A 12,901-nucleotide genomic window follows, 5' to 3' on the forward strand; every position below is an offset into this window, starting at 1 on the left:
CTCCCGTGACAAGCATCTACGGGATGTATATGTTTGCATTCGCCGCATTATTAGCTAAAATTAAAATATTAGCAAAAGGGAAGGATGTGCACATGTGGATAACATACAGCCGGAGGGCAAAAAGCAGATTGCCTTAAATATTGTGAATGCCAAGAGCAAACATAAAGGTTTTGGAGCAGGCTCCATCGATCTGAACAACGTATCGCCTGTAATTATTGACGGTGGGGAAGCCATTATCGATATCGGTGCAATGCATGCCAAGAGCAAGGTTGAAAAGGGGATTAAATTCTCCATGAACCGTGAGGATGTGCCGAACGGCCGGCAGGTCTGGCTGGTCTGGGTGGCGGTGGACCGTTCACCGGAGGGGCAATTCTACGGCGGGATCACCGCCTGTGAAATGTGGATTGACACTGAAGCGCGCCGCGGCTGGAAGATTCTTGCCGATCATGTCAACAAGCTTGATGGGGCCCTGAAGCGGAAGGTAATCCTTGAGGGGCTGGGGGATGCGGAGAAGGCGGCGCTGAAAGCCCTGCTGATTTCTCATAATGAGGACTGGTGGAACGCCTCGCCGGAAGCGCTGCGGGCCGCTTTGTCGGAATAAGATTCTATATTTAAAGGCATGGTCCTCCTTCGGAAGGGCCATGCCTTTTTGAACGCCTGTACAGGCTGTAATGTTATAATGTTTTGCCCGCCGCGTTCATCTTCCGCTTCAACTGGCTTACTCTGGCCTGGCTGATCCCAAGCACCTCGGCAAGCTCCTTCTGGTTGGCATAGGGATGCTCGGCAATGGCCTTTTCCAGCCGCCGGCTCATCTCTTCTGTCTTTGTTCTCCGGCCCCCAGGGTTAATCTCCACGCTGTCTTCCACAGGGGTATGCGGCTGGACTGTCTCTTCGGCAGCCCGCCAGGGGTCACCCAGCTCCTTGAGACATTCGTTGCAGATAAATTGATCCTTATAGTAAGTTACTTGGTCGAGGCTTCTGCAAAAGGTGCATTCCGTTGAGGTGTACTTTCTGAGGACAATAATCTCATCATTCAGAATGAAGAATTCAATAGGATCCCCAATGTCAATATTGCGGGTCATGCGGATTTCTACGGGAACCACAATTCTACCAAGACTGTCTAAACTCCGGATCATGCCTGTATCTTTCATCTCATGTCCCTCATTTACATCTTTATATTTTTTTGTGGATATCTACGATTATAGCAGTAAATGTAAGTTTAGAATACAGGAAAGCGCATTCATAGAAAAGGGTTTCTCGCAGCCGGGAAGCGCTTACTGAATCACTTGTAGGGGATGAAAAGCCACTGCTTCTGGAGGTTCCAGAAGCAGTGGCTTATTAGGGTTCATTACTTTTTACCCAATATTGCCGCTGCGAAACAGTAATAGTCATATTTACAAGCTTATTCCGGAGTAAACGGCTGTTCCAGCTTATCTTTGACAGAAACATAAGGGTTATTTCTGATGTAGAACCGCCAGGGAAGCCCGGCGTATTCTTCGGCATAGGGAATGTTGATACGCGGAGCCTGAACGATATCCAGAGATTCGGGGGAGTCGCCCTGCTCCAGCCAGATGGGGCCGCCATGTATGTCCAGACGGCTGCCGTTCAGGCTTTTATCGATGCGCAGTGCGCGGCACAGCTTGCCCGGGCCTCCGGAAAGGTCCGTTGGCTTCCGCAGGGCAATGTTCCTGTATGCTGCCATAAGCTTCGCATCGCCGGCTGTAACCGGCTCAACAGCACGGATCAGAACGGCATGCGGATCGCCTTCGGCTGCGGTTACCACATTGAAGCAGTGATACATTCCATATATAAGATAGACATAGACGGTGCCGCCGCTGCTAAACATCACTTCAGTTCTGGAGGTACGGCGCCCCCCGAAGGCGTGACTGCCCTTGTCCCCGGCTCCGCCGTAGCTCTCTGTCTCCACGATGCGGCAGCGTATATCTCCATCCTCCGTGCGCCGGACTAAATGCTGGCCCAGAAGAAGCGGGGCAGCCTGCAGCGCCGGAAGGCTGTAAATCTCCGGCGGCAGTAGGGAGCCTCCCGGAGCCTGTCCGCTTTGGGCGCCCGGGCTGCTGTTCATATCCATAGGTGAATGGCCCCTTTCCGCACGAAGCCGGGAAAATCACTGACTTCGCGTTTTAATGGCCCCATCGTACTCCAAGTGAGCCGGGGGCTGCAACCTTGTCAGTTCATCCACCAGCGTTTGATATCCTTCCACAGGGAATGCTCTTCTTTGCCGGGAGTTTCGCTGCCGGGACTCTCCCCGGACGGAGCTGTGGCCGGTCCTTCACCATGCTGGTCACAATATTCAGTGGGTTCCGTGCCGCTGATGAATGTTTCAAGCGTTTTATCCGGACAAGCCGCTGTGGCAAGCTTGCCGGATTGCGGATTGATGTAGACGCTGACTACGCCGTCAGGAATAGGGAATATTTTGGGCGGGACATTTTCCAGCGCCTTTTCTGTAAACTCGGCGAAAATCGGAGCCGCCCGCCGTCCATCGGTAGATGTAATTTCACGCCCCTTGTCATAACCTACCCAGACTGCGGTCGACAGCTCCGGTGTGAAGCCGACCATCCAGCCGTCTGTGTCGGTGGTACCGGTCTTGCCGGCTACAGGCCTTTTAATAATTGACGCTACACGGTTGCCTGTACCGCCGCTTTCGAACACACCTTCCATAAGCCGGGTCAGCACATAGGCTGCTGCCGGCTCGACAACCTTTTCCCCCGGGCCATCAGGCGCCTGGTATAAAAGATTGCCTTTAGAGTCTGTGATTTTCAGAATGGCTGTTACAGGCTGCTTCACTCCGCCTCCGCCAATGACCGCAAAGGCTGAGGCCATCTCCAGCGGACTGACCGGGGAGGTGCCGAGCGCCAGGGAAGGCACAGGCTGCAGCGGGCTGCCGATACCCATTTTACCTGCCATTCCGGCGACCTGGTCCGCCCCGATCTTCATAATGGTATTCACGGCATAGATATTGTCTGAAGCGGCAATGGCCTGGCGCATATTGATTTCCCCCAGATATTTGTCGCCAAAGTTCCGGGGCTGATAGGTTTTGCGGTTGTTGTCATAATGGAACAGGGTCGGCTGGCTGTTGAAAACAGACAGGCCGGTCATCGTCCGTGAAGACAGGGCTGTTAAATACATAATCGGTTTAAAAGAGGACCCGGGCTGGCGGGTTGTGGCGAGCGTATGATTAAACTGGTTGCTTCGGTAGTTCTTCCCGCCTACCATAGCCTTGATATAGCCTGTGCGGGGATCTATCGACACCAGGGCGGTTTCCAGTTCGCCGCTGCCGTCCATCCCTTTGTCGACTGCTGCTTCAGCTGCCTTTTGCATGTCGGGATCCAGCGTGGTGTACACACTTAAGCCGCCCTGTTCAAGCTCATCGCTGCTGAAATGCAGTGTATCGGTGACAACCTGGCGAACATAATCACGGAAATAAGGTGCAATTACAACAGTGTTCTTCCCGCCCTGCGGCTTAAAATGGAGCGGCTGCCCTGCCGCTGCCCGGGCTTCTGCTGCAGTAATATCGCCAACCTCAGCCATGGACGACAGGATAATAGCCTGCCGTTTCCTGGCATTGTCCGGATGCGTATACGGCGAGTAATAGGTCGGCCCTTTGGGGATTCCGGCAAGCAGGGCGCTCTCGGCAAGGTTCAGATCCGCCGCAGCTTTACCGAAATACATCCGGGCCGCAGCCTCAATCCCATAGGCACCGTGGCCGTAATATATCTCATTCAGATACATGTTCAGAATTTCATCCTTGCTGTACTTCATTTCCAGCTGCATGGTGAAGAGAGCTTCCTTAGTCTTCCGGGTCCATGTCTTCTCATGGGTCAGATAGAGGTTGCGCGCCAACTGCTGGGTTAAGGTGCTGGCGCCCTGTGAACGTTCACCTGCTTCCAGATTGGCGAGTACCGCCCGGGCCATTCCCTTGAGATCAAATCCGGTATGGCTGTAAAATTTACGGTCCTCCACAGCCAGCGTAGCCTGAATAAGCAGCGGTGAAATCTGATTCAGCTGCACAGGATCGCGGCTGCGTCCGTCTGTGGTGAAGGTAGTGAGTACGTTCCCCCGGGAGTCGAGCAGCTTTGAACGGACATCATCTCCGACGGGAGGAAGCTCTTTCTGGTATAAGTAGCCCAGCAGACCGCCGGCCGCCAGCAGCAACAGCAGTGTCAGGAAGGCCAGCAGCCGGAGCAGCCGGCGGAAGCGGTGTTTCTGGACCTTGGGGCTTTGGGAATCGCGCGGCATGTCATCAGGCTCCATTTCATGAAAGTTTATGTATTTTCATTATTGGGCAGCAAATGGACAGATATTCATACAGGGACAGACGGTGAATAAAATGTCTCCTTTTTGTGACCGTTGGCAGGTAGATATAGCAGCGGCAGAAGACGTATAACAGAGTTATGTCAGACAGACAGGGTAAATATATAACAGGAGGTGTCCTCATGAACTGGACCAGAGCATTACACCACACATCATTAACACTTCTCACAGCGGGCCTGCTGATGGGTTCCGCCTGGAGCCCGGGCGTGTCAACGGTACAGGCAGCAGCACCGGCACCGGCATGCAGCACCGGAGACCACGGACTGCTGGAGAAGCTGCAGGCCAAACATTCAGCTGCAGAAGAAACACCGCTTAGCTTCAATGATATTCAGTTCCTGAGCGCAGATACAGGACGGGCTGCAGGAAAGGGTTTTATGATCGGCACATCGGATGGCGGCTGCCATTTCCAGAAGATATATGAAGGCCAGTGGAATTTCCGCCAGACCTCTTTCCCGGATAACGTGCATGGCTGGGCTCTTGCTTCTGTTCAGGAGGAGAATGGGGTCTATCTTATCGGTACCACTGACGGCGGTTCTACCTGGAAGAGGATTTCGGAATCGAAGGTAGGTTTTGAACGGATCAGCTTTACAGACAGCAAGCACGGCTTCGGGTATGTCCGGGCCTTTACGTATTACACCGGGGACGGCGGCCGAAGCTGGAGCCGGATCACGACTCCGCCTAACACACGCGGCGCCGAGTTCACCAGCCGCACTCACGGGTGGGCGGTAGTGGTGGCTCCGGGTGAAGGCTACCGGGTCATGAAGACCGCAGACGGAGGCGCATCGTGGCAGCTGTCGCTGAAATCACCCTTTGCGTATGCCGAATCAGGCCGGATCTATGCCAAGGGAGACCAGGTTTATGCGCTTTTGTACGGCGGAAGCGGGATGTCCCAGACCTCCTATTCGCTGTATGCGAGCAGCAATCAGGGAAAGAGCTGGAACCGCGTAATTGCCCAGGAAACAGCAGGCGGCGGACCGGCACCGGGGAGCGGGGCTGCGCTGTATAAGAAAGGCCCTGCTTCCGGAAAGCCGGGTAATATGCAGCTGGCCGGCAGCAGTACGGCATTCCTTGCCGGATACTCCCCGGCCGGGGAAGAAGTAGCTGTAGGCCGCACAGACAACGGCGGCAAGAAGTGGAGCAATCTCCCGGCTATCTCCGGCTATGAAGGCATCATCTCTTTTCCTGACAGCAAAGCCGGCTGGATGGCAGTCAAAGACTTTAATACCTCGTCCCTGTATGCTACTGAGGATGGAGGCATGACCTGGAAGCTTAAGTTTGCTTTTAAAGGAACGGAAGAATAGGACATGATTGCCGGCATTTCAAGCGGCCCCGCCGGGGCCGTTTTTTAATGTGATAGGTGCTGCAGGGTATAAATGTAGGTTTCATGGCGGCCAAGCAGTGCCGAGTGTGATTTTAGCGGTCATTATGGTAGAATTTTATTTACTTTAACAGGCTATGCCGTGTAAATTCAGAATCACTACATAAAGCTTAGGAGGACTGCACCATGACCTTCCGCGTATCGGCGGTACAATATCATCTGCACACCATCTCTTCATTTGAGGAGTTTGCCGCACAGTGCGAGCATTATATCAGAACAGCGGAAGAGTACAGTTCGGATTTCGTGCTGTTTCCCGAATTTTTGACCACACAGCTGATGTCCATCGGGGATGAACAGGGAAAAGCACTGGGGATAGAAGATCTGCCGCAGTTCACTGAGCGCTACCGGGAGCTGTTCTCGGGCTTTGCCAAGACATACGGGATGCATATCATCGGCGGAACCCATGTTCTGCGCCGTAATGGCAAGCTGTACAATGTGGCGCATCTCTTTTACCCTGATGGAAGAATTGCCGAGCAGGCCAAGCTGCACATTACACCTGCGGAAGTGGAAGGCTGGAACATGGGTGCAGGGGAAGAACTGAACGTATTCCAGACGGATAAAGGCACTATCGCCATGCTGACCTGCTATGACATTGAGTTTCCGGAAATTGTGCGCATGGCTAGAGCGAAGGGGGCTGATGTGATATTCTGTCCATCCTGTACCGACGACCGCCACGGCTTTCACAGAGTCAGATATACTAGCCATGCCCGTACCATTGAAAATCAGATCTATGTTGTGCTTACAGGCACAGTCGGTTCTCTGCCTACCGTAGACCTTATGCGGGCGAACTTCGGCCAGGCTGCAGTGATCACGCCGAACGATATTCCTTTCCCGCCGCAGGGGCTGCTGGCTGAAGGGGAGATTAACAGCGATATGATCATTACCGCCGATCTCGATCTGGAGCTGCTGTACAGAGTCCGTGAGCACGGATCTGTGACGACCTGGCGTGACCGTAGAACCGATATATACACGGATTGGACGTAGAGGAGGAGCTTTATGTACTACAAGACCTTTTACGCCTTTGATCAAAAGACTCCGGTGCCGGCGGTGATCCGCCAGTATACGGAGGATGATTTTGCCGAGCTGATCAAGATACAATCCGAAGCTTTTCCCCCGCCCTATCCTGCAGAATTACTCTGGAACCGTGAACAGCTTCATAATCATGTGACACGGTTCCCGGAAGGGGCGCTGTGCGTGGAGGTTGGCGGTGTACTGGCCGGTTCGGTAACCGGATTTAAGATGAATTATGATCCTGAAGAAGCCGTACATCGGCATACTTGGTCTGAGGTAACCGCTGACGGTTATCTCACCACCCATCAGCCGGACGGCAATACGCTGTATATCGCCGATCTTTGCGTCCGTCCTAAGTACCGCAGTCTCGGCCTTGGCAAAGAACTGGTGCAGTCGCTCTACCATGTTGTCGTGGAACAGAAGCTGCAGCGGCTGCTGGGAGCCGGAAGAATGCCGGGTTACCATAAGCATTCGCCGCGAATGACAGCGGAGGAATATCTCGCCGGTGTAGTATCAGGTGATCTTGCGGATCCGGTAATCACATTCCTGCTGCGCTGCGGCCGGACGCCGCTGGGTGTGGCGGCTGATTATCTTGAGGATGAGGAGTCCTGTAACTTTGCTGCACTGATGGAATGGCGCAACCCGTTTCTATAGAAGCGGCAACAAAGGTATAATTGCAAAATATATTTGAACCGGAGGAATGTACCGTATGGAGTATATAAGAATCAATAATATTGCTGACCCCTTGTTCAGACAAGTGCATGAATTGCTGTCCGAAGTGTTTCCGCCGGAGGAAGTGCTGGAGTACAGCCTCTGGAAAGAGCCGCTTGAAGATCCCGGGATCCGCGTATTTGCAGCCGTTCATGAAGGCACTGTTGTCGGGACTACAGAATACCGTTATTATCCGGACTGGAATGTAGCGATGACCGACTTTACCATTATCGGGCGCGAGGGCCTCGGGATTGGCCGCTTTCTGGCCCAAAACCGCCTGAAGGACCTTCAGATGCTTGCAGCAGATAACGGCAAAGACCTGTATGGCATGTTCGCCGAAATCTACGACCCGTACCGTGTAGAGGATCATGCTTTTGGGGGCGTTAAGCCTATGGACCCGTTTGTCCGCCGCGAAGTGCTGTCGCATCTGGGATACAAACGGCTGGACTTTCCTTATGTTCATCCTTCCTGGCAGGGTGACGGTGAAGCGGTAAGCGGGCTGGATCTTTGCTTTATCCCGGGGGAAGAGGATATGGAGCAGCTGGATGCCTCTCTGGTTGCCGACTTCTTAACCCGCTACTACGCCGTGCTGGAGGACAAACCGGAGGCCTGGCTGGCCATGGTGGAGCAGCTGCGTGCAGCGGATAAGCTCACTCTGCTTCCGTTATAATTATTTTTTGCGCGTTAATTGTCATTGTATTGCTTTCTTGGAGAAGATTTAGTGTACAATGGGGAAGCGAATATGCCTGTGAAAAAAATATAAGAATGAATAAGTGAGGAACGCGAGATGTCCCAGTTACAATCCGAGAAATACGGTGTATCCGTGACACTGGAGAGTCTCCAGGACGGGCAGCGGCATATTGTAACAGCCGCCGGCGAAGCTGCTTCGAGAGGCGCACAGCTGTTCATCCGTTATGAGGAATCGGAGCAGGGACCGCGGGGGGAGAGCATCTCTGTCCGTACTACCCTGAAGATCTCAGACAGCGAACTGAAGCTGATCCGCCACGGCGGAATTGAGTCCGAGCAGTCATTTGCAGCAGGACGCCGGCTGCCGGGATTCTACCGCTCGCCGTACACACAGTTCAATCTCTCCACAGAAACCCGCAAGCTGGAAATCAAGCGTGACGGAAGGTCGCTTGACGCCCGGTGGGAGTATGATCTGTACGTGTACGAGGAGTTATCAGGACAGTTCGCGATCAGTTTGCATATACAGGAGGAACCACAATCATGACACAAAGTTTAAATCCGCTCCAGCTGGCCAACGAACGGGTGAAGGAAGCGATCGCAGATGCGGTTGTAGCCGCCGGTATCGTCGCCAGAGAGGAGCTTCCGGCCATCGTGCTGGAAGTACCGAAGGACAAAGCCCATGGAGATCTGGCTACCAACGCCGCCATGCAGCTTACCAAGATTGCCAAGCGCAATCCGCGCCAGATTGCCGAGGCGATTATCGGAAATCTGGATACCAGCCGTGCCTCCATTGAGAAGGCTGAAATTGCAGGACCGGGCTTCATCAACTTCACGCTGTCCAAAAGCTATCTGTATCCGGTCATTCCGCTCGTTGCTGAGCAGGGGGAGAACTACGGACGAGTAGCAATTGGAGAAGGACAGAAGGTAGAGATGGAGTTTGTCAGCGCCAACCCAACAGGCAGTCTGCATCTCGGCCATGCCCGCGGCGCTGCTGTGGGCGATGCGCTGTGCAATGTGCTGGATTTTGCCGGCTATCAGGTGACCCGGGAGTACTATATCAATGATGCCGGGAATCAGGTTAACAATCTGTGCAAATCGATTGAAGCCCGCTACCTGCAGGAGCTCGGCCAGCCTGCTGAAATGCCGGAGGATGGTTACCACGGCGAGGATATCAAAGGCTTTGCCAAAGAGCTGGTGGCAGAAAGAGGCGAAGAGCTGCTGTCCATGACTCCTGGTGACCGGGCTGCATTTTTCCGCACCTACGGACTGACCAAGGAGCTCGACAAAATCAAACGCGACCTCGGCAAATTCCGCGTGAACTTTGACATCTGGTTCAGCGAAACATCGCTGTACGAGAACGGCGCAGTGCTGCGTTCCCTGGATGAGCTGCGTGACCGCGGTGAGGTGTACGAGCAGGACGGGGCAACCTGGCTGAATACCACCAAATACGGTGATGACAAAGACCGCGTGCTGATCAAGAACGACGGAACTTACACTTACCTCACACCGGATATTGCTTACCACAACGACAAGTACAGCCGCGGCTACGACAAAATGATTAATATCTGGGGTGCCGACCACCACGGATATATTCCGCGGATGAAAGCGGCCATGTCGGCGCTTGGCAACGATCCCGAGAAGCTGGTTGTGCTGATTGCCCAAATGGTCAGCCTGTTCCAGAACGGCGAGAAGGTTAAGATGTCCAAGCGTACCGGGAAAGCGGTGACCATGGAAGATCTGATGGAGGAAGTGGGCATCGACGCCATCCGCTATTTCTTCACGATGCGCAGCATGGACTCCCATCTTGACTTCGACATGGATCTGGCCATTTCAACATCTAATGAAAACCCGGTATTCTATGTCCAGTATGCACACGCGCGGATCTGCAGCATTTTCCGCCAGGCGGAAGAGCAGGGCATCGTGCTGCCTGATCTGGCAGATATCGACTACTCCAAGCTGACCGCTGTCCATGAATATGATCTGATCCGCAAGATCGGGGAACTGCCTGCAGAAATTTCGGTTGCCGCCGAGAGCTATGCGCCGCACCGCCTGATCCGCTATGTATATGATCTGGCTTCCCAGTTCCACAGCTACTACAAAGCTGAGCGTGTTATTACCGAGGACAGTGCCCAGACACTGGCCCGTCTGGCCCTGCTGGGAGCTGCCCGTACGACCATTGCCAACGTATTGCGTCTGGTTGGTGTTACTGCACCGGACCGCATGTAGAACAAGAGCCGCCTCCCTCATCCGGGAGGCGGCTCTTTTGCTGCCGGCAGCGCTACGCCTTTACGGCAGCTTTGCGCCTTGCCCGGGTGCCCGCCCGGAGCAGCCGCATGGCATCGGCCGCGCCGCCGCCGAGCGAAGCGCGGCGCTGGCCCTTGCGCAGCCGCACCGGCAGTGCCGTGCGGCGCAGCAGCAGCTTCAGCTCGCGCGGCGTCAGGGACGGCCGCAATGCGAGCAGCAGTGCTGCGGCTCCCGTCACATGCGATGTTGCCATCGACGTGCCGCTCATTTCCTTGTACCCCTCCCTCAGCCAGCAAGAGGGGACACCTTCGCCCGGCCCGTAGACATCGATGTACGGGCCGCGGTTGCTGAAGGCTGCTACGCGGTGCCTTCTGTCGATCGCGCCGACGGCGATGGTCTCGGGGTAGCGGGCGGGGTAGTCACCGCCCCGTTTGCCGTCGTTGCCGGAGGAAGCAATGATGGCAATCCCGGCCCGGTAGGCCTTGATGACCACCTCATGAAGGGCCTTGCTTCTTGTTTTCATGCCGAAGCTCATATTAATAATGTCGATGTTGTTCTGCACACACCAGTCGATGCCGAGCACAATATCAGATACATAGGCAGAGCCGTTATGGTCGAATGCCTTAACCGGGTAGATCAGCGACCGCGGGGCAACGCCCATCATCCCGCGTGTTCCGCCTGCCGCAGCTAACGTTCCGGCAATATGTGTTCCGTGCCCGTTATCATCAAACGGCAGCATGCCGCGGTTCAGCAGATTTACCCCTGAAGCCAGCGAGTGCCGTAAATCAGGATGTCGGTAATCAGCACCGGTATCGATAACGCCGATCTTCACATGCACCCCGGTGGATTTTGACCAGGCCTGAGGGGCATGAATTGCCTTTACACCCCATGGCATCACGGCGGTACCGGTCATTTCACCCGCCAGGGAGTGGACCCGGATCCGCAGATCTTCCTCTATGCTTAGAGCAGATGAGTATTTAACCATCAGCTTTTCCGGACTGGCTGCAGGCACAAAGAAGGCCCGGATCAGCGGGGATACCTGAACCTGCCGCAGGCCCGGCAATTTCTTCTTCAGCGATTTCCACTGGGATAGCGCTGCAGCATAATGGCGGCCATCATTGAAGGTGACGATGCGCCGCTCTGTATGTTTGGAGGCAGCCGATATCTCATCGAGCAACATCTGCCAAAATCCGTAATAATCCATAGGTTGTGCTGTCCCCTCCTCGGTGCCGTGCTGCCATATTCTATGAAGGAAGGCATGCGTCCGAATGGGAACTTGCCCTTTTTTGCGGAAATGGGCTGCCCAACGTGTCAAAAGGCTGCGTTGTACATAAAATAAACGGAAGAGATTAAACTCTCTTTGCAACATCCCGTAAGGAGCCGATCCTTGGCGTGGATACAGTCATGCGCGGAGGAAATTCCTCCGCCTTTTTAATGCGGGTGAACAGGAGCGGCGGCCCTGAAAGTTCCGGTTCCTTCCGCCTTCTTTTGAGGAATAGCCGAAAGCTCCTACAACAACCCGGGTGTGTTTATTTGGACAAGCTCAAGCTTGTACAGGCGGGGGAAGCCGGTTCTTCCGGGGGACTTGCCTCATTTAACTTGCATTTTGCCTGCAAATAGGTTTTACTTAGTTTTGTTAATGGATATCATGATATAGAAATTAACGGTAATGTGAACAATGCGTGAGAGGAAGTGTCCTTTAGTGAGTACGCCACTCAATTTAAAGCTGGACCCTGAGAAAGTTAAAGAAATGCCTATGGTGGACCTGGCTTTCCTGGTGCTCAAAGCAGCCAACACACCTTATTATTACCGTGACCTGATGGTTGAAGTAGCCAAGCTGCGCGGTATGACCGAAGAACAAACCAACGATACGATTGCACAGTTATATACCGAGATCAACATCGACGGGCGGTTTGCCTGTGTCGGAACCAATCTGTGGGGACTTAAGCGCTGGTATCCGCTGGAACGCTCTGATGATCCGGTCGGCAATTCCAAACGTCCGCGGATTATTAACGATGAGGACGATGATCTGGAAGATGACGACTTCGCGGATGACGAAGAGAACTACGCTGCTGAGGAAGAGGATTTCGATGTCATCGATGAAGACCGTGACGACCTTTATTCCGACGACGACAGCGAAGAAGAAGTGGACGAAGATGTTGTTATCGATGATGATGACATTGACGAAGATGATGAAGACAGCGATGAGGACTCCGAAGACGGGGATGCCGACAGTGACGATGAGGATGACGAATACTAGAAACATGTGACAGGGCATAATTCGTCCCTTGACATGGGTATGATCGTCAGAGTAAACTATTGCATGGGCTTATAATGGAAGTTCATATTGTTTCTAAAATAAAAAGTGCCCCGGGTCTACGGGTGTCACTTTTTTGTTTTTTTAGATGGTTTTTTTGGTGTGATTTGATGTACGTTGCCTGTTATTTCCGGGCAGCAGCAGCAACTTTTAAGTTCCCCGTTTTGATGATGGAAAAAAGGGTTACGATAAGCAAAGCGTCGCCTGAATTTCTTGGACTT

The 12,901-nt window shown here is 53.7% G+C and carries 12 protein-coding genes; 8 read left to right on the top strand and 4 right to left on the bottom strand.

The features are described 5' to 3' along the window. Positions 1-94 precede the first annotated feature (94 nt). Positions 95-601, top strand: coding sequence for a YwhD family protein (locus tag C2I18_RS12570; protein ID WP_249901504.1), 507 nt, complete (start codon positions 95-97; stop codon positions 599-601). Between the two features lie 73 nt (positions 602-674). On the opposite strand, the gene C2I18_RS12575 is transcribed toward C2I18_RS12570, so the two are convergent. The 3 genes from C2I18_RS12575 to C2I18_RS12585 form a co-directional block, all read right to left on the bottom strand. Continuing rightward, entirely contained in the window at positions 675-1,151 is a 477-nt protein-coding gene (locus C2I18_RS12575; protein ID WP_249901505.1) for an AbrB/MazE/SpoVT family DNA-binding domain-containing protein, read from the bottom strand. Positions 1,152-1,402: 251 nt separating this feature from the next. Beyond that, positions 1,403-2,083 carry a DNA-3-methyladenine glycosylase gene (locus C2I18_RS12580; RefSeq protein ID WP_249902101.1) on the bottom strand — a complete coding sequence of 227 codons (681 nt, stop codon included), beginning with the start codon at positions 2,081-2,083 and terminating at the stop codon, positions 1,403-1,405. 104 nt (positions 2,084-2,187) lie between these two features. After that, positions 2,188-4,257, bottom strand: coding sequence for a transglycosylase domain-containing protein (locus C2I18_RS12585; RefSeq protein ID WP_249901506.1), 2,070 nt, complete (start codon positions 4,255-4,257; stop codon positions 2,188-2,190). A 197-nt stretch (positions 4,258-4,454) separates the two neighbouring features. On the opposite strand from C2I18_RS12585, the gene C2I18_RS12590 reads away from it, so the two are divergent. The 6 genes from C2I18_RS12590 to argS all read left to right on the top strand — a co-directional run bounded on the left by C2I18_RS12590 (position 4,455) and on the right by argS (position 10,345). After that, on the top strand, positions 4,455-5,633 hold the full coding sequence (locus C2I18_RS12590) for a WD40/YVTN/BNR-like repeat-containing protein (protein ID WP_249901507.1): 1,179 nt from the start codon (positions 4,455-4,457) through the stop codon (positions 5,631-5,633). A 203-nt stretch (positions 5,634-5,836) separates the two neighbouring features. Beyond that, the gene (locus tag C2I18_RS12595) at positions 5,837-6,694 is read left to right on the top strand and encodes a carbon-nitrogen hydrolase family protein (RefSeq protein WP_249901508.1); all 858 of its coding nucleotides are present in this window, start codon (positions 5,837-5,839) and stop codon (positions 6,692-6,694) included. A gap of 12 nt (positions 6,695-6,706) precedes the next feature. Beyond that, positions 6,707-7,375, top strand: a complete 669-nt coding sequence (locus C2I18_RS12600) for a GNAT family N-acetyltransferase (protein ID WP_249901509.1) — start codon at positions 6,707-6,709, stop codon at positions 7,373-7,375. A gap of 55 nt (positions 7,376-7,430) precedes the next feature. Next, positions 7,431-8,102: a GNAT family N-acetyltransferase gene (locus C2I18_RS12605; protein ID WP_249901510.1), complete on the top strand. Its 672-nt coding sequence runs from the start codon at positions 7,431-7,433 to the stop codon at positions 8,100-8,102. Positions 8,103-8,219: 117 nt separating this feature from the next. After that, positions 8,220-8,663, top strand: coding sequence for a YwiB family protein (locus tag C2I18_RS12610; protein ID WP_249901511.1), 444 nt, complete (start codon positions 8,220-8,222; stop codon positions 8,661-8,663). Continuing rightward, entirely contained in the window at positions 8,660-10,345 is a 1,686-nt protein-coding gene (argS, locus tag C2I18_RS12615) for an arginine--tRNA ligase (RefSeq protein ID WP_249901512.1), read from the top strand. Before C2I18_RS12610 ends, argS begins: the two co-directional genes overlap by 4 nt. A 52-nt stretch (positions 10,346-10,397) precedes the next feature. Here the strand turns inward: argS and C2I18_RS12620 are convergent, their stop codons facing one another. Further along, positions 10,398-11,567 (bottom strand): S8 family peptidase, encoded by a 1,170-nt coding sequence (locus tag C2I18_RS12620; RefSeq protein WP_249901513.1) that lies wholly within the window; start codon positions 11,565-11,567, stop codon positions 10,398-10,400. 498 nt (positions 11,568-12,065) lie between these two features. On the opposite strand from C2I18_RS12620, the gene rpoE reads away from it, so the two are divergent. Next, entirely contained in the window at positions 12,066-12,623 is a 558-nt protein-coding gene (gene rpoE, locus C2I18_RS12625; protein WP_249901514.1) for a DNA-directed RNA polymerase subunit delta, read from the top strand. Positions 12,624-12,901 lie beyond the last annotated feature (278 nt).

The sequence above is a fragment of the Paenibacillus sp. PK3_47 genome (assembly GCF_023520895.1).
Taxonomy (GTDB): domain Bacteria; phylum Bacillota; class Bacilli; order Paenibacillales; family Paenibacillaceae; genus Paenibacillus_AQ.